The sequence below is a fragment of the Bacillus sp. FJAT-29814 genome, from assembly GCF_001510715.1.
Lineage (GTDB): Bacteria > Bacillota > Bacilli > Bacillales > Cytobacillaceae > Neobacillus.
Map to the genome: position 1 here is coordinate 300,125 of NZ_LMTJ01000006.1, position 25,564 is coordinate 325,688.

Sequence of the window (25,564 nt, forward strand, 5' to 3'; positions counted from 1 at the left end):
CTTTTCATTTAATGCGCTACTACTTTTGAAACGGTTTAAACCATGTTTCAGCATTTTCTTGGACTTTTTTCGCGACGCCTTCAGGAGTTTGCTTGCCTAAATACATACCTTGAAGTTCCGTTTCGAGCGTTGCCTTTGAAGTTGGGTTACCGCCGGCAAAATGAACGACCATCATGTATGGAGTCGAAATTTTTTCAACAGCTTCGCTTAAGCCGGTAACCAATTCATCCTGTGACTTCACGCCAGGCATGGCACTGATCATCTTAAATTCGTTTGTAAACAGCGTTGCAAATTCTTTTGTTGCTAAAAATTCCATGAATTTCTTTGCTTCTTCTTTGTGCTTGGATTTTGCATTAACAGCAAACGATCCATCAACCCATGCGGTAATGGTTGCTTCTTTTCCAATAGCGGATGGCATTGGAAAAAAGCCGATTTCAATATCAGGATTCAGTCCGCGTACGACTTCAATTTCCCAGCTTCCCATAGGGAACATTGCTGCCGTGCCAGTAGCAAAAAGCGTACGAATATCATCCATTCCTAGTCCTTCATAGTTATCTGGGAAGAATTTCTTCAGTTCATCCATTGCTTTAATTGAGTTGACAAATTCTGGGCTATTAAAATTGGTCTCGCCTTTGGTAATCTTTTCGACAAACTCATTGCCGCCATAATGGGCCGGTCCAACAATCCCATGTACTGCGGACAATAACCAGCCTTCTTTGCTGCCTAGGGCAATCGGAACAATTTTCTTGTCTTTTAATGTTTGGGCAAGTTTAATGAATTCGTCCCAAGTCTTTGGTTCTTTCAGGCCGTTATCCTTGAAAATTTTCTTGTTATAGAACATTTGCGTTGTACTCATGTTGAGAGGCACGCCATATTGCTTGCCGTCAGTTCCTTTTGAGGCATTCAGCGCAGCTTCCGGAAAATCGTTAAGGCCTGCTACACCATCAAGTGGTTCCAGATAACCTGCATCAGCTAGCGCGATTCCAGGTGTGTATGGGCGCAGGTGGATAATGTCCGGACCTTCACCGCTTTGTAAAGCAGTGTTCAGGATTGTGTTGTACTCGGTATTTTTCGAAGGCTTAAATTCCACTTTAATGTCAGGATTTTTCTTATTGAATTCGGCAATAACCTTTTCGTATTTGGCCGTATCCTCTGTGCGCCAGCTACCGATTGTGAGTGTGACGGTTTCTTTACTGCCGCCGCCCTCATCTTTTGGCTTGCCTTCAGTTTTTTCAGTGCCCCCTTTGTCATTTGAACACGCTGTTGCCAAAACGAGAATCAGTGTGAACAAGCCAAACAGCCATAGTTTTCCCAGTTTTTTCATCGAAAAAATTTCCCCCTTAAAAAATGTTTTATTTTTTCCTCGGCAAGCCGAGGGAGTTACTAATTTTACAGGACAGCCATGCTTTGACGTCCTAAAGGTTTCTTGGGTGTCTGAACAATGATGGAAAATGAAGTAGTGTAATAGAATGGCAGACAGTAGACAGACTGTCTATCTGCCGGTTGTTTTTTTTAATGTGTTAACAGCTTTGCGGGTTCTTTCAAGTGCTTCAATATTTTTAGATTGATTAGATCGGGTGACGCCAAGGAATAGAATATCAATGACATTCAGTTGGGCAATCCGCGAGCTCGTTGCCCCGCTCCGGACATCCCGTTCCAGAGAGGTTGTATGCAGCTTTACATCCGCCAAATCGGAAACATGATTATCCCCGGACTTCGTCAGCGAAATTATTTGGGCGCCACTTTCCTTGGCAATCCTTAACGCCTCGATAACGTCCTTCGTTTGTCCGCTGTAGGAGATACCAATCGCCACATCCTGTTTCGTCAGGTTGGCAGCAATCGTAATTTGGGTATCGCCGTCAAAGCCTTCCTCACACCAGCGGCCAATTCGCGTCAGCTTTTGCTTTAAGTCCATGCCCACGATGGCAGATGCGCCAATTCCAAATACCGCCACCTTTCTGGCCTGGGATAAAAGGTTGACCGCCTGTTCAACTTCCTCTTCTGACAAAACCAGCAACGTGTTTTGAATCGATTGGATATTGTTCTGCGAGATCGTCTGAATGAAGGATTTTGCCGAATCATCGGTCGGGATATCTTCATAAAGATTATTTTGCGGTTTAGCCAATTCATAGGCGATTTTAAGTTTCAAATCCTGAAACCCCTTACATTTCAGTGACCTCGACATCCGAATAATCGTGGCCTCACTGACCTTGGCCTTTTCGGCCAGTTTTTGAACAGATAGGTTTACTACCTCTTGTGGGTGGCGCAGGATATATTCTGCAGCCTTCTTTTCTGAGGGCTTGAAGCTGTGCATGCCCTCTTGGATAAAAATAATTTCTTGGTTCATCGTCTTCACCATATGTATGTGTCTTACTCTCATTATATTAAACAAAATTTCAAAATTCAACGAAATTTCCGAAATTTTATTTCATTACTAATCTACATAATTCGATATTTTTCTACAATCATACTTTCATTTTACTAGCAGTATCCTTCGCAGCCTATTGGGAAAAAAGCCGCGACTTCTTCTTTACCGATGTAGGAAAACTAAAAAACCCAGCAAACAAAATCAATGATCTGCTGGGCTTAGAATTTTACTATTTTAGACTAAATTGTCCAAATAAACGGTTTGTTAAGTAAATCAAAATGGAGATACTTCTCTATTTTTTCTTTTGCTTCTTCTGGGGTAATTAATACATAGTATCCACCAGTATTATGAGTATAAAACTTTAAATCTGAATCAATGATTTTATCAAGTTCATCGTTCCATTCCTTTTTAAACCACTTTTCAAATCTAGTTCTCCAATTTTTCAAATGCCTTTTTGCATCAAGGATACTCATTTCCCAAGATCGTCCAACTTCATGATAAAAATTGTTTTGGGATGAAAATTCAATTATCTGTCTAAATAAAGCGCCTTGGGTATTTTCAGCATAGAATATTCCTTCATCATCGTCATGTGGGCAATACACTACAGGCAAACCTTGTTTTTCTATATACCAAGCCCATTTATCCCCTCCTCCACTTACAGCAAATGGCACGATTGACCTAGATTCATATTCTTCATAATCATAATGTCTGATTTTTTCACATGTTAACCATTCCATATCATATAACCATAAATACTTTTGTGACTCTAAATCCTTAAAATCAATAAAATTCTCTGTATCTAGCCATCCTAGTTCATTCATTTCTAGAAATATTTCTGGAAAATGAAAATTATTTGGTATGGTCATGTAAGATCACCACTTGAATTTTAATTTAAACGTACTAATAAAAATGAATCATCTCTTCATCATAATGAAATAAAAGCATCGTTTCGACAATAGAATAGAAAAGCATCAAACAAATCATTAACTGAACATTTTTCTCGTTGTTGATTTGCATTTTCTACAATATCTTGTACCTCTTGAATACTAAATACAAGAATTAATTTATTATCTAATGCGAACTGTGGGGATACTTCCCCTTCTTCTAAATCATCCAGATTTAATACAGCAGCTGGACTATTAATATTCCAATTTTTGTTTTCTGGAAGAAATAAAGAATCTGCCCATGAATAATCATTTGGATTTAATAAAACTTCTTCCAATTTAATTAATTTCTCCATATGCTAGTTTTCCTCTCTTTTAATCTCTATAGTATCTTTTTAATCAAGCAAAAAATTTTATTATCAAAGTCAACACCATTTTCCATTGATACCTCATACCAGTCATAAATATCAACAAAACCTACGTTACACCAGTTCTTAAATAATTTATCAAAATCTGTAGCAATCTTTATTCCGTGTAAATTAGGTCCCCCATCCATTACATCATGTTCTAGGAAAAAAACAGGATATCCAGGTTGTCTTGTATCAAAACAAAATGCATCTCCATTACGGAATTTTATAACTGGTATCCAATAAATCCAATCATCTAGAATTGCCTTTACCGCTTCATTTTCTTCGTAGTCTTGTTTATTTTTAAGGAATTCCTTTACCTCAAAACGAATGTCTTCTACCATACGTACTATTTCTGCAGGTGAAATGAGGTTAATTTCCCCGTATTTACAATACTCTCCAAAACCTTCACCTGTAGCATTCCATATCATAGATATACTAGCTGCCTCATTTAAATAAAGATTTTTTAAAGTATCGGGAAATATAAAATTAAGCTTTCCTTCTATTTGATCGAAATCATCTACATCCATTGGTTCGCTTAGTGCAATTTCTTCTACATCAATATTCGGAGTTTCTTTTAGTTTTTGATAAACATGGTAAATTTCTTCTTTAATCCTCATAACATCACTTCCTATACAAGTGTATATTTAATCCAAATAAACTGTATTCATCCATCATTTTCCCGGTAAACTGAAAAATATATTATCCCATTTCTTCTTATTCCATTGGCCCTTCCCGTATGTGAACTCCAAATGATGACTAGCCTTACCATGAGCAAACAAAAAAAGCCTACCTGGATTTCAGGCAGACTTCGATGTTAGCTCCTTTTAATGGCGCGTTGCTTCATCTTTGACGCCAGCCAGAAGCCAGCCGTTAATGAAAATGCATCCACCACGATAAGCCAAAATGCATTTGTATAGCCTTTATAAACGGATGCGGCGATAAGTGCCACGGTCAATACCAGTCCGATCACCCGGTTGTACGTGACCCGAGTAAACAGCAGGACCAACAGACCTGGCAGGAACAATGCCGACATAAACCTGATTACTTCTACCATAGTGGAGCCCCACCTCGTTCATTTCTGATTTCATTCTAGAAATTAACTGTGAAAAATGCAACCAATAAAGTCTAGATGTGGGACTCCACAATCGTTTTTCGTTGAGTAAACAGACTAACTGCAATAAAGCCGAGAAAGGAAATCAGTATCGGCAGCACTACCGTATGCAGCCCAAGCGCATTTGGATAAAACCGGTCAAACAGGATGTAGGATCCCATCCCTAAAATCATCGAAGTAATCGCACCGTACTTATTCCCCCTGCTCCAATACAATCCGAAAATCACCGGCCAAATAAAGACCGACTCCAAGCCGCCAAACGAAAACAGGTTGAGCCAGATAATCAGATCTGGGGGACTTAGGGCAAGCAGAATCACAATTATGCCGATAATAGTCGTTACGCTGAAGCTTATTTTTTTTATCTGGTGATCAGCAGCATTCGGTTTGATGTAATTTAAATAGATATCCTTGACCAATGCTGAGCTTACTAAAATCAACAGAGCATCGACTGTCGACATGATTGCCGCCATCGGAGCAGCGAGCACAATTCCTGCCACAAACGGCGGCAGTACCTTCAAAGACAAAAGCGGCATGACCGTGTCACCGATTTTTATACCAGGCAAGACCGGCCTGGCAAACACACCGATCAGGTGCATGCCGAGCATGATGAACCCAACGACAATTGTCCCGATAATAATGGCGCTGTGCATCGCCCGTGAATTTTTATAAGACATCGCCCTGACGGCGATTTGCGGCAGGCCGACAACCCCCACGCCGACTAAAATCCAGAATGAGGAGACATAGGCCGGCGTCAAGGTACGCTCGGCGCCAAACGGACTGATGAGATTCGGATTTTCTGCAGCTAGGTCGGAAATGATCCTTGGAACCCCTCCGCCCGCTTTGATGGTCGCGATTAGGAGAATCAGCGTTCCCATAAACATTACCACCCCCTGAACGGTATCGGTCAAGGCCACTGCCCGAAACCCACCCACAATCACAAATACCAGAACGGAAAAGGCAAAAATCATCAGTGCCGTTGTATAGGGGAGCCCCGTTAATGATTCGACAAGGCGGGCGCCGCCAATCCATTGCGCCGTCATTGACGAAAACAGAAAGATGATAATGCTTGCCGCCGACAGGATGACGACAGTCTTACTTTGATACCGCTCTTTCAGGAAATCAATCAAGGTAATCGCCTTATATTGCCGTGAGACAATCGCAAACTTTTTCCCCAACACCATCAGGACAAAATAACCTGTCGCTAACTGGGCCATCGCCAGCAGCACCCAGCCTAGCCCCTGAGTATAAGCGACGCCCGGTCCGCCGATAAAAGAGCTTGCACTGCCATAGGTAGCCACCATCGTCATAGCCAGGATAAATCCACCCATCTGTCGTTCACCGAGAAAATACTCCTCCAAAAATGAGTTGGATTTCAGTACAAATTTATTCGACCAAAAGCCTACAGCAAAGATAATCAATAAGAAAAGCAGCAATGGAGTAATCACCGCCCAGTTCATTCGGCTCCACCCTCTTTCTCTTCAAAGGGCACTTCTTTAAACAGAAATTTTAAGGCTAGGATGACGAGAATGATCATAAATAAGGTCCCGGCAATGCAGCTGTAAAAGAACCAGGCCGGGAGACCCAATATGTATGTGTAATCTTCAACCTTGGCGGAACCGAGGCCATAAGCAAATCCGTACCAAATGATGAAGTTAATGATGACCAGGGCGACGCCGATCAACGCTTCACGGTGGGCAATTTTAAATCGCTTATCCAGCGGTTTTTCCTGCTTTTTCATAAAATCCTCCCTTAGGGATTGAAACTTTGAAGTCCCTGTTGTCTATAGTCTTGTTAGTTTATGCAATAAAGAATATATTACCAAAGTTAACCGCAGGGAAAAGGGGCTAATCAAAAAAAATAACGAAAAAGGTCTATTTTCATAAAATATTGGAATTACCTGTCAGTAACCACGAAAGAGTTTTGGAATTTTATAGTACATTTCGACTAATTTTTCCGATAAACCATTAAAATATTTACAAATTTTCATAATAATTTTACTATTGTGGTATACTCTTATTTCTTCGGGATACTAAATTTCAGCAGGCCGCGTATTCAAGTAGAGCGAAGGAGGGAATATGTTAAAAATACATATTTCATAGGTTGCAAGTCTTGTAAAAAATATTTTGAGGGGGAGTAATATGAAAAAGAGAAGGTTTCTTTCCACAGCGCTGGCGTTGTCTTTAGGCCTAGGACTGGTAAACGCTGCAGCAGCGACACCAACTAGCAAAGCAAGCAGCCCTGTTGCCAAACTGTCGGCAAACGGAGCACCAGTCGATTTGGGGATTGCCAATGATGAGAGATTGATAGAAATGCTAAAGCGCGAAGGCAAACTGGCAAAAGACGCGAGCCCTGCCGAGGCAGAAAAGGCATTGCAAAAGTTCTTAAAAGGAAAGAGTAAACTTACCAAGACAAAGGACAAGCTTCCGGAAAGCCTTGGCACACTGAAGGAAAGCGCCAAGCCAAAGGCAGATGGACTTAAAAATGGAAAAGGAAATAAACTGGGGCAAGCTAAGAAAAATACCGTGGATTCTGTTCAAAAGGAAACTTATGCTGGTGATGTTCGTCATGACAAAGTTCTCGTTCTTGCGATCGAATTCCCAGATTACGAGAAGAGTTCCATTACAAAAAACGAAACTGATATGTGGTATGAAGATTATACTCACGACCATTTCCAGGATATGATTTTTGGCGAACATGGCTATACAGGCCCTAATGGCGAAAATTTAGTTTCCATGAAACAGTATTATGAACAGCAATCAGGCGGTAGCTATACAGTTGATGGAACGGTAGCCGGCTGGTATAAAGCAGATCATCCGGCCGCTTATTATGGCGGGAACTACCCGGATGAAAATGGAAGCGATGCTCGTCCGAGAGAACTCGTAATGGAAGCACTTAAAAAAGCAGCCACGGATCCTAATATCAATTTAGCAGATTATGATGTTTGGGATCGCGATGACTACGATGGCGACGGTGTCTACAATGAGCCAGACGGAATCATTGACCACTTAATGGTCATTCACGCCGGTGTCGGTGAAGAGGCTGGCGGCGGTTCTCTTGGCAGTGATGCAATTTGGTCACACCGTTGGAATCTCGGTGCTTTAAGAGCAGTACCTGGCGGAACCTCCAATAGTGATCGTTTTGGCGGCCTATTAGGCGCATATGATTATACGATCGAACCAGAAGATGGCGCTGCCGGAGTATTTATCCATGAATTTGGGCATGACCTAGGTCTTCCAGATGAATATGATACTGTTTATAGCGGTGCTGGTGAAGCGATTGCTTACTGGTCTGTTATGTCAGCAGGCAGCTGGGCAGGAAAAATTGGCGGAACCGAACCAACCGGTTTCAGCCCTTATGCTAAGGAAATGCTGCAAAACTTGCATGGCGGCAACTGGTTAAGCGGTTCGACACTACATGCTAATGATATTACAAAAGCAGGCACGACTGTTCTTCTTGATGAAGGGGTTACAAAAGGTACCAATAACGACGCTGTTCGTGTTAATTTGCCGAACAAAGTGAATGTATTGAATACGCCAGCGGCTGGTTCATATGAATACTATGGCGGCAAGGGTGATGAGGCCGACCATAGGATGGTTGCTGCAGTTGATTTAACCGGTGCATCAAGCGCAACACTAGACTTCGACACTTGGTACAACATCGAAGAACATTGGGATTATGCAATGGTTCAAGTATCAACGGATGGCGGGGAGACATGGAAATCGTTATCTAGTGACAGAACCAGCACAACTCTTGACCCTAACGGCTATCCGGCAATAAAAGAGAACCTTCCTGGTTACACAGGTTCAAGTAAGGGCTGGGTCCATGAAACGATTGATTTAAGTGCTTACGCCGGACAGAAGATTCAGCTTCAATTCCGTTCCATGACAGACTGGGCGACGAATTTGGATGGCTTCTTTGTTGACAATGTAAAAGTTAGTGCTGATGGAAAAGAATTGTTTACTGATGGTGCAGAAGGTAAGCCGCAATTTATATTAGACGGTTTTGAAAAGCATGATGGAAAATATACGACTAATCACTATTATCTTTTAGAGTGGAGATCCCATAACGGTGTCGATGTGGGCTTAAAGAACATCCGCCGTGGCGCTAGCTTAATGAGCTATGATCCTGGTTTAGTTGTTTGGTATGTTGATGAATCCTATGATAACAACTGGACAGGCGATCACCCTGGCGATGGTTTCCTTGGTGTTGTCGATGCAGACCAGCATACGGTTTCCTGGAGCGATAAGTCAGTCGGTGCCACTCGTTACCAGCTACACGATGCTGCATTTGGTCTTGAAAAAACCAATAAAATGTATTTGGATTACAAGAATCTATTAGGGACAACGATGACTGATAACTTCACTCAACGCAATCCGTTATTTGATGATAGTGCTAATTACAGTAATCCTGGTCTTGTTGATGCTGGACGTAACGTACCAAACTACGGATTAAAATTCCGAGTCGTCGGCCAAAGTGCTGATGGTACTGTTGGTAAAGTGTTAATCTTTAAATAAGAGAGTAATAGGGTGTCCCGCGGGGCACCCTATTTTCTTTTTAAAAGAAATCCTATTATAAAAATCGATGCTGCCGCCATGATGATTTTCCCTTGAATACTCCAATCCAGCACCTGTTTCACCGAGTAGGCTTCGATGAATAGTGCGGGAATTTTTCCAACTGTGCTGGCGATGGAAAAATTAATGATGCCCATTAGGCTGCCGGCACTAACAAATGTCACCAGTCCGGATGGAATGAATGGAAAAATCCTAAGGGCAATAACCAGCAAAAATGCTTCCGTACCTTTCGTATGCTGGAGTTTTTTTAAGAAAGTGTGTTTGATTTCGGGTTTGACCTTGTTAATGCCTTTTCGGTATAAATAGAAACTGATCACGGCCCCGGAGGCTTCTCCGAGGATGGAGATCACCAATCCTTGCGTAAAGCCGAAAAAGGTAATATTGGCGGCTGTGAGAAAGACACTCGGTACAACCCCAAGGACGCTGATGATAATATTTATGATAATGCTCAACCACACAGCAAAACTGCCGCTTGTATCAAACCATTCTAGCATCTGTGTTTCCATGTCTACCTCGTCCCCCAAGATCCCCGTTGCATTCATTTTATATCTTTAGGGTAAAAAAATATAGGTGCCCCTGGAAAAAGGGACACCCTTAATTATTATGACAATAGCTGTTGGATCACTTGCTTGGTCAGGTTTGGCACGATTTCAAGCGAGTAGGTCATTTCCATTCTTTCGAGTTTTTTGTGGGCGTCCAGACCATAAGGACCGATATTAATAACCGGCACATTGATGTCGCGGATGTCCTGATATTCCACGTAATGCTTGGTCCCCCAGCCCGGATTATTATTCGAAACGGCTTGGATGCCTTCTTCATCATCACTAAGGGCAACAAAGCTCATGTCCGAAATGTACGGGAAGAAATTCCGTGTCACAATCGGATGCGGATAGGACGGCTGGACCGTTTCCACCGCTTGACTCAAAGCATTAAGCAGAGTCTGCTCCTTGTCATTCTTGCCGGACAGTTCAATCCGCGGCGAATATAGAGACGAATAGAATACGATAATCGCAGGATTTTTATCCTTCATCCATTTCCAGGCTTCCTCGACTACACGAGCGGCAAACATCCGTGTATCAAGGTCTTTGTCCTCAAGAAGCGCATTTTTAAATTGGCTCATATGAGAAACAAAGGCATCGCCATGCTCCGCAACCAGCATCTTTTCCATTTCTTCATAGGTGAACACTCTCGGTGTCCAAGGCTGTTTCACGTACGGCTCGCCGCTTAGGCTCGCGTATTTCTTATAGCGTTCGTCAAACGAGTTTAACGCTTTTTCAAAGGCAATCCCTGCTTGCTCCTTCAGCTTTTCCAGCACATCCTTCGGCGACCAGGAATGGATGAAAAAGTTGTAGTAAACATACGCAGATAAGGCTGTTTGAACTGTATAGGACGGTTTCAGGTCTGTCTGCTTCAAGGAAACAGGAGGCACCGTCAGCTCGCCAAAGGCTTCGTTGCAAAGCTCGGGTTTATAATCGATTTGCTTTGTGAGCTCCGCGGCAATGAAATTGGGATCGAGCCCTTCGAACGCAGATCCGACGTGGGTTTCTGCACCTGTTATAAAAAACGATGGCAATAGCTTCCCGACTGTACCCAAATAAATATATCGATTGTCATCGCCCTGATAGCGCGGAGAAACGAAATCTGCATTGATGGCAGCCACGTAGTCAAAGTCATGCTCCTCCCTCCAGCTTTTCAGCACCTTTAACGACGATAAAACCCCATGCGAGCTGTCTTCCTCATCACATTCTGACAAGAAGACAATATTGCCATCCAACTCTTCCGGATGCTCCGAATAGTATTTTAAGAGATAAAGATTGCTAGCGACACCGCTCTTCATGTCGAGGACGCCTCTGCCGAACAGCCAGTCACCGGATTCGAGGTGCTGTCTAGCCGAAGCAGGCAATTCCTCGCCCCTCAAAGACTCCATCAATTGGTCCGGGTAGCAGGCATGCTCCTTCAGATGGGTAAAATCATCAATTCCAACCGTGTCCATGTGCCCCATCAGGATCACTGTCCGGTTGCTCTCCCCTTTCGTCCCTTTTACAAAGGCCAGCACATTGTAGCGCTCATGCTCATCCTGAAGCGTTTGCTGGAGCAGGAGATGAGATGGGTTTTGCGTAAAATACGGAAATGTGGATAAAAGTGTGTATAAAGAATGAGCAATTGTTTTTTCGCCATTGGTATTTACGATACTTTCAATATTCACAAGTTGATTCGTGAATGCCAATACTTCCTCGCGGCAATTCAGCATGATTAAAGACTCCTTTTTTCATAGATTGTTATTGTAAAAAAATTTATACCATTCAATCAATATTCGTCAAGCTTTTTCCATTACGATAATTCATGCTTGCAGATGAATAAATATTACTATATACTAAAATTATCGAAAAAACAGAATATTAAATCCTCATCTTTTCAAGCGTTTGAGATGGGGTAGAGGTCGCGATTAGTAAGAGTATCCTATTGGAGATTTAGTGAAATCTATGAAAATAGGAAAAAGGATTAATCGCCGAAGCATCTGGAATCACTGTTTTCGGAGAGCTGGGGCTGCACTCGAAAGGGGCAGAACTGTCACAATTTTTGCAAATTGTGGAGAACTATCTTTATTCAAAGCTTAGGATGAGGGTGTCAGGCACCGTCATATCCAAACGACGGTGCTTTTTTATTTTAAAAAGGGGGAAAAACATCATGAAAAAACTATTAATTGCCGGGGTTTCTGCACTCATGTTGATGTTATCGGCATGCGGAACAGACGAAGGAAGCAAAACAGGACAAGCCAAAGGGGAAGACCTTAACCTAATCAAAAAAGGAGAGTTCTCCTTTGCCATGAGCGGACAATATCCGCCATTAAACTTCAAAAAGGACGGAAAATTGACCGGCTTTGATGTGGAAATCGGCACAGAAATCGCAAAAAGAATCGGCTTGGAAGCAAAACCTGTAACAAACCAATGGGAAACCATCATTCAAGGCTTAAAAGCTAAAAAATACGATGCCATTATCGGGAGCATGACCGCAACACCTGAGCGTGACAAGCAGGTTGACTTCACCGAGCCATATTATCTATCAGGCGCCCAGATTTTCATCGCTGACGGCAACAATGAAATTGCCTCAAAAGAAGATTTAAAAGGAAAAACAGTTGGGGTCATCCAAGCTAGCACATGGAAGGACATGGCTGAGGAATTATCCGATCAGGTAAAAGGCTACCCATCCGATGTCAACGCACTTCAGGACTTGGAACTAGGCCGTCTCGATGCGGTAATTACCGATAAAATTGTCGGCTTAAACGCTAAAAATGAAAAAGGGTTGAAGATAAAAGAAATTGGCGGCCTGTTAAATGAGGACCGCGTAAGCGTGGCCGTTGCAGAAGGAAACAAGGAGCTTGCCGAAAAGATCAACAAGGCAATTGACGACATGCTTGCGGACGGTACGTACGAAAAGATCAGTAAAAAGTGGTTCAACACTAACATCATGGAGAAGCAATAATTGATTTTTCCAAGAAACAACCAGATAACGTAAGCTCGAATGCACGGGCTTGCGTTATTGTTTAAGGAGGCAAGAACATCATGGATTTTTTTCAAAATATTATTGGGATTCTGAGTGAGCATGGCCTTGCATTCTTGCAAGCCTCTTGGATGACCATTTCTATCACCATCATATCCCTCCTATTTGCGATGATCATTGGCATCATCTTTGCAGGGTTTAAAATCTCTTCCGTTAAATTTCTTAATCGGGTCTCAGACCTTTACATCGGCATTATCCGGGGAACGCCGTTAATCGTGCAAATTATGTTCCTGTATTACGGGATTGCCAATATCTTAACGCTGAACAGCTTCACCGCCGGCGCCCTGGCGTTGAGCATCCATACTGGAGCCTACATTGCGGAAATCTTCCGCGGGGCGGTCCAATCGATTGACCGCGGCCAGATGGAAGCGGCCAGATCTTTAGGGATGAGCTATCCGCTGGCGATGCGGAGGATTATTTTTCCACAGGCATTAAAACGGGCAATTCCGCCGCTTGGGAACCAATTCATCATCAGCTTAAAGGATTCTTCCCTCGTTGCCTATATTGCCGTAACAGACTTATATAATACCGCCCTCACCGTCCAAGGGGAGAACTATATGCCGTTTGAGACCTATTTTGTTGTCGGGCTATATTACTTAATCATCGTGTTAATCTTCACCTGGTTCTTCAACCGCTTGGAGAAGAAGCTCGATGTCAGTAAACCGAAGGGAGCGGCGATTGCATGATTAATGTTCGTAATTTGTCTAAATCTTTCGGTGGACTTCAGGTTTTAAAAAATATCGATTTAGATGTGAAAGACAATGAAGTTGTCGTTCTGATCGGGGCGAGCGGTTCAGGAAAGAGCACACTACTCCGTTGTTTAAACTTTTTGGAAACCGCTGAAGCTGGTGAAATTACCATCGGGGATGAAAAAATTAATCCGGCCACAACGAATTTGAATAAGATGAGAGAAAAAGTCGGAATGGTGTTTCAGCATTTTAACCTGTTCCCCCACATGACGGTGTTGGAAAATATTATCGAGGCTCCCGTCCATGTAAAAAAGATGGGGCGTGATCAAGCCACCACTCTGGCCGTGGAACTGCTTAAAAAAGTCGGGCTGCACGATAAGGCGCATTTCTACCCTGATCAATTGTCAGGCGGACAAAAACAACGTGTCGCGATTGCCAGGGCTCTGGCGATGCAGCCGAAAGTAATGCTGTTTGATGAGCCGACTTCAGCCCTTGATCCCGAGCTTGTTGGGGAGGTCCTGCAGGTTATGAAGGATTTGGCCCTTGATGGCATGACGATGGTCATCGTGACCCACGAGATGGGCTTCGCCAGAGAAGTGGCCAGCCGCGTTGTGATGCTCGCTGACGGCCATATTATAGAAGAAGGCAGGCCGGAGGAAATCTTTGCAAATCCAAAGCATGAGCGGACGCAGAGGTTTTTAAACCAGATTTTATAATTATTTAATGAAAAAACATGGTACTTCGTTTAAGTCCATCGTATCACTGAAACATTGCGATCTTTGCGGAATTTTTTCAAAAAGCGCCTGCCTCTACTATTTTAGGGGCTGGCGCTTCCCTTCGTGTTACTTGTTATTTATACCTTTTTTACAAATTCAGATTTTAGTTTCATCGCTCCGAATCCGTCAATTTTACAGTCAATATCATGATCACCTTCAACTAGGCGGATATTTTTAACTTTTGTACCTATTTTTAAAACGGAAGAACTCCCTTTCACTTTCAAATCTTTGATGACTGTTACAGAGTCTCCATCGGTTAAAACATTTCCATGTGCATCTTTAACGACTTTTTGGTCATTATTATTTTCCGGTGAAGATCCTGCAGCCCATTCATATGCACATTCCGGGCAAACTAGAAGACTTCCATCCTCGTATGTATATTCTGAATTACATTTTGGACAATTTGGTAAATTTGACATCATACATTCCTCCCGTACCTGGTACCACCCAGCTATGTTTGAAATAGTGGTATCCAGGGCGATATTTTCTAGCTACCATCCAGCATACCCCATATCTATTCCTTTTGCTAATAATCCAATTGTCATTACTCTCCTAATTATCCTACTTAAAGAGAGTCTTTTCGTTTATCAGGTGCTCCTCTTTAATACTTAGAATATTTTCCGGAATATTTTTAAAATATTGAACCCAAAAAGCTTAAAAAACCGTCTTCAATAATGGATACTATTCAATTATTAATTTTGCCAATTTTATAATAATATTGAAATATTATCCAAATGCTTTATAGTAAAAAATAAGAGAAAAAATTACTAGACGGGGGCGCGTAGCTGAAATGATGAAAAAGAAAAAAGTTTGGATTTGGATTGTGTCATTACTTGTATTACTGGGGATTGGTGGAACGGTCACGTATTTTTTAACAAAGGGTGAAGCAAAAATGGCCGGTGGAGAAACAGAAGCACCGCCCCTTACCGTTCAAAAAGCGAGCGAACGCGAACTGGCCCAATCGATCCTTGTAACTGGAAAAATAGTCCCGGAAAGTGAGCAGAAGATCTTTATCGAGCCCGAAAAAGGTGCGATTAAAGAAATGAAGGTGACTGAAAACCAGGCAGTCAAAGCCGGAGATGCCCTGCTAGTTTATGATTCTGCAAAAATAGACACCGAGCTTGCTAGAGCAGTTCGAAGCAAGGACCTGCTTACGAGTAGAGCCAAAACGGAACAAAACCAAATTGCCGATGTAACGAAGCGCCATAATGAGGCGAAAAAGAAGTTGTCATCAACAAGCTCCAACTCAGAGAGTACCGAAGAGGTTCCTGTAAGCCAAGAAACTGTCAATCAGCTCGCGAACGAAAAAATTCAGCTGGAGATGCAATATGAAAGCACCAAATCGGAAATTGCCTCTGCTGAAGATCAAATAAAAGAGCTTAACGCTCAGAAAAATGCCATGACGGTTGTGAGCAAAATGGACGGGATTGTCGTTAAAGTCAATCCAAACGTTGCCAAGACGGAAGCCGGGTCAGCAGAACCAGTCATCCATATTATTTCAAGCCAGCCCTATAAAGTAATCGGGACGATGAGTGAATTTGATGCTGTCAAAATTCAGCATGGACAACCGGTCATTATTCGGCCTAAAGTCTTTAAGGACCGGGAATGGAAGGGTTCAATTGAATCTGTTTCACAATTTCCGACTGAGGATGGCGGTGGTGGCGGAGAATTCGGCCCCCCTGGCGGCGGCAATGTAACGATGTATCCGTTTAAAGTCGCCATTACCGATGATACCTCCGAGCTACGCCAAGGCTTCCATGTTTCGTTGGAAATTAAAGTCGGCGGCGGGCAAAAACCGCTCGTGGTCCCACACCCGACACTGGTGGATGAAGGTGGCATCAAGGTTGTCTATGTTTTAGTAAATAAAAAGATTGAGCGTCGGGAAGTAAAGACAGGCGCTATGAACGATGAATTCATTGAAATTACTGAAGGAGTAAAGCAAGGTGAACTGGTCGTGATTACGCCGAATGAACAAATGCATGACGGAATGGAAGTGACCTCCTTTGATGAAATTGAATAATATCACCAAAGTTTACGGCAAGGGTTCACTTGAAGTTCCTGTATTACATGGAATAGATCTGACGGTTGAAGATGGGGAATTTATTGCGATTATGGGACCCTCGGGATCCGGGAAGTCGACATTAATGAATATTATTGGCTTTTTGGATTACCCAACAGCCGGAACATATGAATTAAATGGTGAAGTGATCAGCTCCGCGAAAGAAAGCGTGCTGGCCCGATTGCGCAATGAGCATATCGGCTTTGTTTTTCAACAGTTCTTCATGTTTCCAAGGGATAATGCGTTGAAAAATGTCGCCTCCCCGCTCATTTATGCCGGTGTTTCCAAACGGGAACGAACCGAACGGGCCAAGCAGATGCTAACAAAGGTGGGCTTGGAAGATCGGATGAAGCATTTGCCGAGTGAATTATCGGGGGGGCAGAAGCAGCGGGTCGCCATTGCCAGGGCACTTGTTAACAATCCCTCGATTTTGTTAGCGGATGAACCCACCGGAGCGCTTGATTCGAAAACAAGTGCCCAAATCATGAAGCTGTTTACCCAACTAAACGAAGAAGGCAAAACCGTTATTATTGTTACCCACGAAGAGGAAATTGCCGCTTACGCCGATCGGATTATTACGATAAAAGATGGGATGATTACTGATGACCGGAAAGTGGTGGCTTCATGAATATTTGGGAAAGCTTCAAAATCGCCCTTTCCTCGATTTGGAACCATAAGGTCCGGTCGATTTTAACGATGCTTGGCATCATCATCGGTGTGGCCGCGGTTATCATTATTGTTGCAATTGGACAGGGCACAAGGACACAGATGACAAATGAATTGTTTGGCACCGATAAGAATGCCATCCAATTTTACTATGAATACACCCCACCTGAGGGTGAGGAGCCTACGTTTTGGATGGAGCCGGAACTGACGAGCGAAGACGTGCAAACATTGGCTGAGGTGCCCGGCGTAAAAGCGGTTATCGCCACCAATCAAGGCTGGGGTCAGATGGTACGAAATGATGTCCAAGGGGATATGCAGATCACTGGTGTCGGAGGTGAATACTTCTTAGCCAGAAAAATTCACGTCCTTGAAGGGCGGGCTTTCTACGCTGCCGATAACGACGGCCTAAATCGTGTGGTGATGATTGATACAATCGCCAGAAAGAAATTTTTCAAAGAAACTGAAAATCCCATCGGTGAAATCATTGATTTAAATGGCAATCCGTATAAAGTGGTCGGTGTTTATGAGTCGCCGATTCCTGAGCAATTCCGTAATAAGGAAACGGGCGAAATGATGATGCCGCGCGCCGTGATCTCGATGATGTTTGGCAATCGAGAAATTGAGCAATTGTCCGTGATTGCCAGCGACCCTGAACAGGTTTCCGAAACGGGAAGGCTGGCGGCCGAGACGCTTACGGAAAAGAAAGGGCTTGAAGACGGACGGTATAGGACCAACAGCTTCGAGGATTATGAAAAAGAATTAAACAAGATGATTTCATTATTGACCTTGCTTATTGGGAGTATTGCCGGGATTTCCCTGTTAGTAGGCGGCATTGGCGTCATGAACATCATGCTAGTATCGGTAACGGAACGTACAAGAGAAATTGGGCTTCGAAAAGCAATCGGGGCGACACGAAAAAAGATCCTTCTACAATTTCTAATCGAGGCAATCACGTTAACCTCGTTAGGTGGTCTGATTGGAATGGGCTTAGCGGCAATCGGAACCATCCTTGTATCCAAACTTTCTCCAATTTCCGCATCCATGAGCCCGTTAATTGTGCTGATTGGCATTAGTTTTTCTGCTCTTATCGGCATCATTTTCGGCCTGCTTCCGGCCAATAAAGCATCAAAGCTTAGTCCGATTGATGCATTAAGATATGAATAAGAAAAACCGAGGATTTTTTCCTCGGTTCTTTTTATTCTAATTACACGTGCCGTGTGGGCTCGGGCAGCCAACGGCGTCTTTTTCAACTTGGATGGTACTGTGCTCAATATGAAATTCGTCATGGAGGATTTTTTGCGATTGGGCTAGGATTTCATCGTGCACGCCGCCGTCTGTAATCGTAATATGGCAGCTTAACACTGGATAACCGGAGGTAATCGTCCAGATATGCAAATCATGGACTTCCTTTACAAACGGAATCTTGCCGAGCGCAACCTTTACTTGGTTCATATCGATTTGCGTCGGCGCCCCCTCCATTAAAATATGGAACGAATCTTTTGTGACACGATAGCCGCTGATCAAAATCAACACGGCGACAATGATGCTAGCAATCGGGTCTGCGATGCCCCAACCGAAAAACATGATGAGTAATGCAGCCACGATTGCCCCGACAGAGCCGAGCATATCGCCAAGCACGTGAAGAAAGGCGCTACGGACATTAAGATTTTCATCCTTGTCGCCCCGCATTAGAATCCAGGCGGCAACAATGTTTACAATCAGGCCGGTCACAGATATAATCAGCATTCCTGTACTTTGAATCTCTGGCGGTGCGAAAAAGCGTTGGAAAGCTTCATAGAAAATGTAAATTGAAATCAGAATAAGCGTTAACCCGTTTAGTGCGGCGGCGATAATTTCAAACCGCTTGTAGCCGTACGTTTTTTCCTGCGAAACCTGTTTTTCCCCAAGCTTGATGGCGAAAAAACTCAAACCCAATGCCGCAGCGTCGCTTAGCATATGGCCTGCGTCCGAGAGCAGCGCCAGGCTGTTCGTTAACAATCCGCCGATGACTTCTACGACCATGAATGCGGCAATTAAGATAAAGGCGCTGAATAAAGCCTTTTTATTATTGCTGCTATGTGAATGGCCATGCGAGTGGCCGTGTGAGTGTCCATGTCCATGATGGTGATGATGGTGCCCCATGTTTATCCCCCCATGAGCCTTTTTGTTTCTGGCTCAACTATTTTTCTCTAAATCGAAAAAGTTACGATTATCGCTAGTTTTTTCCTATCTTAATAATTCGATACATCCCGCCGAATAAGACGGGGGTGTTAAAAAGGTAATTTATCCGCGGGAAAATTGAACATATCCGCGATTATTTCAATATATCCGCGTAGTTTTTAATATATCCGCGTTTAAGTTCAAGATATCCGCGAAAAATTAAATATATCCGCGAACTCCTAAATTACTCCTTTACCCGTAACAGCCGTAACCCGTTCAATGTGACAATCAAGGTCATCCCCATATCGGCGAAAATCGCAATCCATAGGGTTAGCCAGCCGGGAACGACCAGCAACAACGCCAGAAATTTCACAACAAGTGATAAAGCAATATTTTGTTTGATAATCCGTAATGTTTTCCGGCTTAGTTTGATCGTAAACGGCAACTTATCGAGGTCATCGTTCATTAGCGCGACATCGGCTGTTTCCAGCGCAGTGTCGGTTCCGGCGCCGCCCATCGCGATTCCCACACTAGCTGCCGCCAGTGCCGGAGCATCATTGACGCCATCGCCGACCATTGCCACTCTTCCAAACTGCGACTTTAGCCTTTTAATGAAATCTAATTTTTCCTGTGGCAACAGTTCTGCTTCAATTCCGGTGACTCCGACTTGACGCCCGATTGCCTCGGCAGCTGCCCGGTTATCGCCTGTCAGCATAATAGTCTGCTGTATGCCAAGTTTGTGTATCTGTTGGATCACACCACGGCTTGTTTCGCGAATCTCATCGGCAACGGCAATCAGGCCAAGGATTTCACTTTGGCTCCCGGCAATCATCACCGTTTTACCTTGATTTTGTAGATCAGTGATTTGGCCCAAGATGTTGCTAGGGATTTCAGTGAACAGTTTCGTATTGCCAACTTGATACTCAACCCCGTTAACCGATCCTCGTATACCTTTTCCAGTAAATGAGGAAAAGTCTTCAACCTGATAGTCTGCGTATCGGCCAGCTTTTTTGATAATCGCTGAAGCAAGAGGGTGCTGGGATTTGGCCTCAAGCGCTGCTATTTTTTCTAACAAACTCTCATCATCGCTAAAATTGATAAAATCCGTTACAGCCGGCACCCCTTTTGTCAACGTGCCAGTTTTGTCAAAAGCGATCGCCTTTAACGCTCCGGCTTCTTCCAAAAAGCTGCCACCTTTGATTAAGACGCCTTTGCGGGCGGCATTGCCGATCGCGGTCACGATGGAAACGGGAGTTGAGATGACTAACGCACATGGGCAGCCGACCACGAGTACCGCTAACCCTTGATAGATCCATTGCTGCCAATCGACCCCAAACAACAGCGGTGGGACAATGGCGACCAATGCTGCAACTATCATAATGACTGGTGTGTAGTACTTGGCAAACTTGTCAACAAACTGCTGGGACGGGGCCTTCTCCGCCTGCGCCTCTTCGACAAGATGAATGATTTTGGCAATCGTCGTATCATCGCTTAGCTTGGTGACTTTAATTTTCAAAAAGCCTTCTTCATTTAAGGTTCCGGCAAACACTTCGTCATCGATTGATTTTTCAACCGGCACGGACTCGCCAGTGATGGCCGCCTGATTGACGGCTGACGCCCCCCCAATGACGACTCCGTCCATGGCAATCCGTTGGCCGTGTTTCACAAGCATAATATCGCCGACTTCGATGTCTTCTGCCTTCAGTAATATTTCCTGACCGTTCCTGATTACCAGCGCCTCCGATGGCGCAAGCTCCATCAACGATCGAATCGAGGCCCGCGCTTTATCCATTGAATAGCCCTCCAGCACCTCGCTGATGGCGAATAGGATGACGACCACTGCGCCTTCACTCCATTCACCGATGATGGCTGCGCCGATAATCGCGATGGTCATTAGTGTTTTCATATCAAACTCGAAGCGAGTTAAATTTTTCAATCCTGTTTTAAACAGCGGGTAGCCTCCCAGTAAAATTGCTGCGGCGAACAGGAGGTTTTCGTTAATGAGATAGCCGGCCATCAGGAGGGCCATTGACAGCCCAAGCAGGCCGTAGCGTTTCCATATTGGCTCCTTTGCTTGTGCCGGCAGCTTATCTTTTTCTGGATAAATAGTTAATTTTTCAAAAGCGCCTGCTTCATGCAGTTCTTCAATTGTGGCGTTACCGTAGACTGTCAGTTTGGAAGCGCCAAAGTTTACTTGTGCATCGACAACACCATCCAGGTGTTTTACGTTCTTTTCGAACTTGGCGGCACAGCTCGTTCAGGAAAAACCTTGGACACGGTACACTTGTTTTTCGATTGCTTCACCCACGAGTTGTCACCTCTTCCTGGTGCTCGAAGGCAATATGGATTAATTGTTTTACATGGTCATCGTCGAGGGAATAATATACAAGCTTGCCCTCTTTTCGATATTTGGCGAGGCCAAGATTTTTCAGATGCCTCAGGTGATGGGATGCTGTTGCGGTTGTGGCGCCAACAATATGGGCCACGTCGCAAACGCACAGTTCATCCTCAAGCGTCAGGGCGTAGGCTATTTTCATCCGTGTTTCGTCGGATAGTGCTTTAAAAAGTTTGGTCACTTCGAGTACATGGTTGTTTTTTTGCAGTTGTTCCTGAACTCTTGCCGTTTTCTCACTATCGACGCAGGCAACCTCGCAAACATCGCGCTCTTTCATACTGCCACCTTCTTCATTCAAATGTTCGTTTGAATATATCATATTCAAACAGTGGTTTGAATGTCAATAAAATTGTTAAGTTTTTGGAAAAAATATTCTAACGCATGTTTGAATGTTTGTTTTGAGGAAGAGGAAAATTATCTGAGCAAATAAAAGGGAGGAATTCGCAAATAAATCGACCGTTTGTGTGAATTAAAAAGGAAGCCTTTATCCTGACGGTAAAAATCCAAAAGGATAATCACTATCTAAAATAGAATATTATTATTAACCAATCTTACTTTCGAGAGGGATAAGCATGAGACTAACGCACACGCGGCTTTTGGTGAATAATTATCGGGACTGCTATCATTTTTATAAAGATATTCTAGCTTTTGAGTGTACCTGGGGTGATGAACATTCGAATTATGCCCAGTTTCGGGTCGGGGGCACCCAGCTTGCACTATTTGATAAGGCACAAATGCTTGAAGATGTGGGTGAAATAAATAATTCAACAACAGTTCCATTAAACGAAGTCGTGTTAATTTTTGCTGTGGATGATGTCGATGAAATCTATTATTCTTTAAAATCGAAGGTGTCGTTTATAACGGAGCCGCACGACAGAGAAGATTGGGGCATAAGGGCTGCCCATTTTCGCGATCCGAATGGGACCTTAATTGAAATTAATAAAAATATTTAGGTCTCTGATTTGAGTTATGGATCGGTTTGGCGAAAACATTCAGGGATACGGCGAAATGTGCTTAGTATTCGGCGAAATACCATCACGGTTCGGCGAAATAAACTAAGAAATCAGCGAAAACAAAAGCCAATTTGACGAAATACCAAGAAGGAGACCGATTCTTTCAAAAAAACAAGCCGCAAATAGTAACTATTTGCGACCGAAAATTTCACGTACCTATTTATTAACTAAATTTAAATAAAAGACCTATAAAAAACCGAGCAGGGAGCCGCCCACAGCACCAGCAACCACAACCACCCAAGGCGGCAGTTTCCAATAGGCCAGCATGCTGAACAAAATTGCGGCCAAAGCAAAGTCAGCCGGTCGTAAAATCGAACTGGTCCAAATCGGGTTGTAGAACGCTGAGACTAATATGCCGACAACAGCAGCATTGACTCCAACCAAGGCTCCTTTTATCTTGGGATTACGGCGCAGCGTATTCCAAAATGGCAGTGTGCCTAATACGAGCAAAAATGCCGGTAAAAATATCGCAGCGGTCGCGATCAGGCCGCCCTGCCAGCCATTAATGACTGCACCGATATAGGAGGCAAAGGTGAACAACGGACCAGGGACGGCTTGAGCGGCCCCATAACCTGAGAGAAATTCTTCCTTCGTTAACCAGCCGGTTGGGACTACCTCCCTTTCCAGTAACGGCAGCACCACATGCCCGCCGCCAAACACGAGCGACCCGGAACGGTAGAAGCTGTCAAACATCGCCAGCCAACCCGATGCCATAACACCCCTAAGCAATGGAAGTGCAAACAACAAGCCGAAAAACAAAATCAAACAGACCGCAGCAAACCGTCTGGAAATCGGAAATTTCAAATCGGGCTCACCCGCTTGATCTGCCTTGTTATTTTTAAAAAGAAACAGTCCGGTTGCTGCCGCCATTAAGATTACTCCAACCTGGGTAAACGCTCCTGGCAGAAGCAGTGTTCCCACGACCGCAAATAGGGCAATCGTCTTTGTCGTTATATCCGGTGTTAATTTCTGCGCCATTCCCAAAATTGCATGAGCCACTACGGCAACGGCAACAATTTTTAACCCTTGAATCCAACCCGCCCCACTGACATCAAAGCCTTGCAGCAGTAACGCGAACAGAATGAGGGCGATGGCGGATGGGGCAGTAAATCCGATAAACGCAAGGATTCCGCCCAGCAAACCGCCGCGCATCACACCGATGCCAATCCCGACTTGGCTGCTCGCCGGGCCGGGCAAGAATTGGCACAATGCCACCAAGTCGGCGTAGCTTTTCTCGTCAAGCCATTTCCGGCGTCGGACGTATTCTTCATGGTAATAGCCTAAATGGGCAATTGGCCCGCCAAATGAAGTCAATCCGAGTTTGGTGGATACAAGCCATATTTCAAGTAATGCCTTTCCCCTGTTTTGCGCCAATGCATTGTCCTCCGATGATTATACTTATTATTCATTTTTTCATATACTCGGTGCAAGGCGCAAGCCAAAAGCCACTTTATTAGTTCGTAATATATTTAACCGCATAAGACGCGAGCTGGACACGGTTTTCAAGCTCCAGCTTTCCCAGCAGATGTTTGATATGATTTTTCACCGTATTTTCGGCAATAAATAGTTGCTCGGCAATTTGCTTATTCGTCAACCCGTCCGATACCAACAGCAGGATTTCCTTTTCACGAGGCGTCAGTGAATTGATTTCCGGGGTGTTCTGCAGGTCGCGCTCGCGAAATTGGTACAGCAGCTTGCCCGCCAAATCCCTGGTTGTAGCGCTCGAGCCGTCGACAACCGAATGAAGATATTGCAGCCAGTCATCGGGGTCCATGTTTTTCAGCAAATACCCCTGGGCGCCGTACTGGATGGCGGTAAACAAATCGCCGACATTGTCGGAAACGCTCAGGATGATCACTTTAATAAACGGAAATTTCTCTTTGATGAGTTTCGTCGCTTCAAGGCCGTCCATGATCGGCATTTCTATATCGATCAGGAGGATGTCGGGAAGTTCCCGCTCGCAAAGCTGAATCGCTTCCCGGCCGTGTTTCGCCTCGCCAACAATTTTAAACAAGGAATCTTCCTCTAGAATCGCCCTTATGGCCAGACGCGCATGGGGGTGGTCATCAGCGATTAACACTCGATACGGTACCATACTTCCCGCTTCCTTTCACGGTAATGATCGTTCCTTCATTATTTTTGGAGGTAATTTCAACGGCAGCGTCGATTTTTTGCGCCCGCTCCCGCAGCATCGCCAGACCGTAATGAATGTGGGTGGTTTCATTTTTTGAAAAACCTTTCCCGTCATCCGCGATGGTCAATTTCCAACCTTCGGAGCCCGTTTGCAATTCCAGCGAGGCGGCCGCAGCCTCCGAATGCTTGCGGATATTGGTGAATGCTTCCTGGATAATGCCAAACAACTGCACTTCCTCTGACGGACTGAAATAACCATCCGGCAGCCTCATCGCGAGCTTCGGTTCTATTCCCGAGACCGTGCTCCAATCATCGAGCCATTTCTCCACTCTTTTTGAAAAAGAAATCAGTTCCTCCGGGCTCATCCGTAAATTATAGATTGCCTGGCGTACATTGGCGTCGATAGAATTTACGAGGGCCGACGCTTCGTTCACTTTCCCCTTTTTTAAATTCACTTTTAATAAAAATAACGTCTGGGCGATATTATCATGCAGTTCCTTGGCAAGCCGTTCGCGCTCCTCAAACACGGCCCGCATTTCCCGCTCCTGGGCGAGGCGCCTGTTTTTTTCCTCAATTGTTTTGAACATCCAGGTGGCGAATATGTAGAAGATGAATAGAGTTAAGACGATGATCAAATAATTGCCGACGTCCATCGACAGGTTATGGAGCCACACACTATGCCTTAGTAGTTCAAAGCCGCCAATCAGCACGGTAGGCAGCAAAATTGTTATCCATTTCAGCTTGCGGTAGGACACGCCTGAGCCCCCC

Annotated in this window: 25 protein-coding genes and 1 riboswitch; of the genes, 8 read left to right on the forward strand and 17 right to left on the reverse strand. The window is 44.1% G+C overall.

The window, feature by feature from the left end; translation table 11 throughout:
• Positions 1-19 precede the first annotated feature (19 nt).
• The 8 genes from AR334_RS18315 to AR334_RS18350 form a co-directional block, all read right to left on the reverse strand.
• Positions 20-1,324 (reverse strand): ABC transporter substrate-binding protein, encoded by a 1,305-nt coding sequence (locus tag AR334_RS18315; RefSeq protein WP_066314710.1) that lies wholly within the window; start codon positions 1,322-1,324, stop codon positions 20-22.
• 168 nt (positions 1,325-1,492) lie between these two features.
• Positions 1,493-2,347: a MurR/RpiR family transcriptional regulator gene (locus tag AR334_RS18320; RefSeq protein ID WP_253701319.1), complete on the reverse strand. Its 855-nt coding sequence runs from the start codon at positions 2,345-2,347 to the stop codon at positions 1,493-1,495.
• A 260-nt stretch (positions 2,348-2,607) separates the two neighbouring features.
• Positions 2,608-3,234 (reverse strand): hypothetical protein, encoded by a 627-nt coding sequence (locus AR334_RS18325; RefSeq protein ID WP_066314729.1) that lies wholly within the window; start codon positions 3,232-3,234, stop codon positions 2,608-2,610.
• 59 nt (positions 3,235-3,293) lie between these two features.
• The gene (locus tag AR334_RS18330; RefSeq protein WP_066314730.1) at positions 3,294-3,608 is read right to left on the reverse strand and encodes a hypothetical protein; all 315 of its coding nucleotides are present in this window, start codon (positions 3,606-3,608) and stop codon (positions 3,294-3,296) included.
• 26 nt (positions 3,609-3,634) lie between these two features.
• Positions 3,635-4,279: an SMI1/KNR4 family protein gene (locus tag AR334_RS18335; RefSeq protein WP_066314732.1), complete on the reverse strand. Its 645-nt coding sequence runs from the start codon at positions 4,277-4,279 to the stop codon at positions 3,635-3,637.
• A 197-nt stretch (positions 4,280-4,476) separates the two neighbouring features.
• Positions 4,477-4,716, reverse strand: coding sequence for a CsbA family protein (locus AR334_RS18340; protein WP_066314734.1), 240 nt, complete (start codon positions 4,714-4,716; stop codon positions 4,477-4,479).
• 71 nt (positions 4,717-4,787) lie between these two features.
• The gene (panF, locus tag AR334_RS18345) at positions 4,788-6,230 is read right to left on the reverse strand and encodes a sodium/pantothenate symporter (RefSeq protein ID WP_066314747.1); all 1,443 of its coding nucleotides are present in this window, start codon (positions 6,228-6,230) and stop codon (positions 4,788-4,790) included.
• Entirely contained in the window at positions 6,227-6,511 is a 285-nt protein-coding gene (locus AR334_RS18350) for a YhdT family protein (protein WP_066314749.1), read from the reverse strand. Before AR334_RS18350 ends, panF begins: the two co-directional genes overlap by 4 nt.
• 400 nt (positions 6,512-6,911) lie before the next feature.
• Between AR334_RS18350 and AR334_RS18355 the strand changes: the two genes are divergently transcribed.
• On the forward strand, positions 6,912-9,287 hold the full coding sequence (locus AR334_RS18355) for an immune inhibitor A domain-containing protein (RefSeq protein ID WP_066314761.1): 2,376 nt from the start codon (positions 6,912-6,914) through the stop codon (positions 9,285-9,287).
• Between the two features lie 29 nt (positions 9,288-9,316).
• On the opposite strand, the gene AR334_RS18360 is transcribed toward AR334_RS18355, so the two are convergent.
• Together AR334_RS18360 and AR334_RS18365 are read right to left on the reverse strand one after the other, a co-directional pair.
• Positions 9,317-9,850 carry a TVP38/TMEM64 family protein gene (locus tag AR334_RS18360; protein ID WP_066314765.1) on the reverse strand — a complete coding sequence of 178 codons (534 nt, stop codon included), beginning with the start codon at positions 9,848-9,850 and terminating at the stop codon, positions 9,317-9,319.
• Between the two features lie 95 nt (positions 9,851-9,945).
• Positions 9,946-11,595 (reverse strand): M20/M25/M40 family metallo-hydrolase, encoded by a 1,650-nt coding sequence (locus AR334_RS18365; protein WP_066314769.1) that lies wholly within the window; start codon positions 11,593-11,595, stop codon positions 9,946-9,948.
• 175 nt (positions 11,596-11,770) lie between these two features.
• Positions 11,771-11,952: riboswitch (Lysine riboswitch) on the forward strand.
• Between the two features lie 80 nt (positions 11,953-12,032).
• Between AR334_RS18365 and AR334_RS18370 the strand changes: the two genes are divergently transcribed.
• The 3 genes from AR334_RS18370 to AR334_RS18380 all read left to right on the forward strand — a co-directional run bounded on the left by AR334_RS18370 (position 12,033) and on the right by AR334_RS18380 (position 14,310).
• The gene (locus AR334_RS18370) at positions 12,033-12,827 is read left to right on the forward strand and encodes an ABC transporter substrate-binding protein (RefSeq protein ID WP_066314776.1); all 795 of its coding nucleotides are present in this window, start codon (positions 12,033-12,035) and stop codon (positions 12,825-12,827) included.
• A gap of 80 nt (positions 12,828-12,907) precedes the next feature.
• Complete coding sequence (locus tag AR334_RS18375; RefSeq protein ID WP_066314779.1) at positions 12,908-13,591, forward strand: amino acid ABC transporter permease; 684 nt, start codon at positions 12,908-12,910, stop codon at positions 13,589-13,591.
• A complete protein-coding gene (locus AR334_RS18380) occupies positions 13,588-14,310 on the forward strand; it encodes an amino acid ABC transporter ATP-binding protein (protein WP_066314788.1) in 723 nt (240 codons plus the stop codon). Before AR334_RS18375 ends, AR334_RS18380 begins: the two co-directional genes overlap by 4 nt.
• Positions 14,311-14,447: 137 nt before the next feature.
• Here the strand turns inward: AR334_RS18380 and AR334_RS18385 are convergent, their stop codons facing one another.
• Entirely contained in the window at positions 14,448-14,789 is a 342-nt protein-coding gene (locus AR334_RS18385; protein WP_066314790.1) for a zinc ribbon domain-containing protein YjdM, read from the reverse strand.
• 371 nt (positions 14,790-15,160) lie between these two features.
• Here AR334_RS18385 and AR334_RS18390 point away from each other — a divergent pair, with 371 nt between their 5' ends.
• Genes AR334_RS18390 through AR334_RS18400 form a run of 3 tightly spaced genes read left to right on the forward strand, consistent with a single transcriptional unit; the run spans position 15,161 to position 18,259 of the window.
• Positions 15,161-16,390 carry an efflux RND transporter periplasmic adaptor subunit gene (locus AR334_RS18390; RefSeq protein WP_253701320.1) on the forward strand — a complete coding sequence of 410 codons (1,230 nt, stop codon included), beginning with the start codon at positions 15,161-15,163 and terminating at the stop codon, positions 16,388-16,390.
• Positions 16,374-17,057, forward strand: a complete 684-nt coding sequence (locus tag AR334_RS18395; RefSeq protein ID WP_066314792.1) for an ABC transporter ATP-binding protein — start codon at positions 16,374-16,376, stop codon at positions 17,055-17,057. Before AR334_RS18390 ends, AR334_RS18395 begins: the two co-directional genes overlap by 17 nt.
• A complete protein-coding gene (locus AR334_RS18400) occupies positions 17,054-18,259 on the forward strand; it encodes an ABC transporter permease (RefSeq protein ID WP_066314802.1) in 1,206 nt (401 codons plus the stop codon). The genes AR334_RS18395 and AR334_RS18400 overlap by 4 nt, the downstream gene beginning before the upstream one ends.
• A 36-nt stretch (positions 18,260-18,295) precedes the next feature.
• Here AR334_RS18400 and AR334_RS18405 read toward each other — a convergent pair whose 3' ends face one another.
• From AR334_RS18405 to AR334_RS18415, 3 genes are all read right to left on the reverse strand, one after another.
• Positions 18,296-19,237: a cation diffusion facilitator family transporter gene (locus AR334_RS18405; protein WP_066314812.1), complete on the reverse strand. Its 942-nt coding sequence runs from the start codon at positions 19,235-19,237 to the stop codon at positions 18,296-18,298.
• Positions 19,238-19,499: 262 nt separating this feature from the next.
• Positions 19,500-21,563 carry a heavy metal translocating P-type ATPase gene (locus tag AR334_RS18410; protein WP_082693009.1) on the reverse strand — a complete coding sequence of 688 codons (2,064 nt, stop codon included), beginning with the start codon at positions 21,561-21,563 and terminating at the stop codon, positions 19,500-19,502.
• On the reverse strand, positions 21,556-21,927 hold the full coding sequence (locus tag AR334_RS18415; RefSeq protein WP_066314818.1) for a metalloregulator ArsR/SmtB family transcription factor: 372 nt from the start codon (positions 21,925-21,927) through the stop codon (positions 21,556-21,558). Before AR334_RS18415 ends, AR334_RS18410 begins: the two co-directional genes overlap by 8 nt.
• Before the next feature lie 295 nt (positions 21,928-22,222).
• Between AR334_RS18415 and AR334_RS18420 the strand changes: the two genes are divergently transcribed.
• Positions 22,223-22,603 carry a VOC family protein gene (locus tag AR334_RS18420; RefSeq protein WP_216638032.1) on the forward strand — a complete coding sequence of 127 codons (381 nt, stop codon included), beginning with the start codon at positions 22,223-22,225 and terminating at the stop codon, positions 22,601-22,603.
• Between the two features lie 246 nt (positions 22,604-22,849).
• Here AR334_RS18420 and AR334_RS18425 read toward each other — a convergent pair whose 3' ends face one another.
• The 3 genes from AR334_RS18425 to AR334_RS18435 form a co-directional block, all read right to left on the reverse strand.
• Complete coding sequence (locus tag AR334_RS18425) at positions 22,850-24,037, reverse strand: chromate transporter (protein WP_066314825.1); 1,188 nt, start codon at positions 24,035-24,037, stop codon at positions 22,850-22,852.
• A gap of 79 nt (positions 24,038-24,116) precedes the next feature.
• Positions 24,117-24,758 carry a response regulator transcription factor gene (locus AR334_RS18430; RefSeq protein ID WP_066314830.1) on the reverse strand — a complete coding sequence of 214 codons (642 nt, stop codon included), beginning with the start codon at positions 24,756-24,758 and terminating at the stop codon, positions 24,117-24,119.
• On the reverse strand, positions 24,730-25,551 hold the full coding sequence (locus AR334_RS18435) for a sensor histidine kinase (RefSeq protein ID WP_066314837.1): 822 nt from the start codon (positions 25,549-25,551) through the stop codon (positions 24,730-24,732). Before AR334_RS18435 ends, AR334_RS18430 begins: the two co-directional genes overlap by 29 nt.
• Positions 25,552-25,564 lie beyond the last annotated feature (13 nt).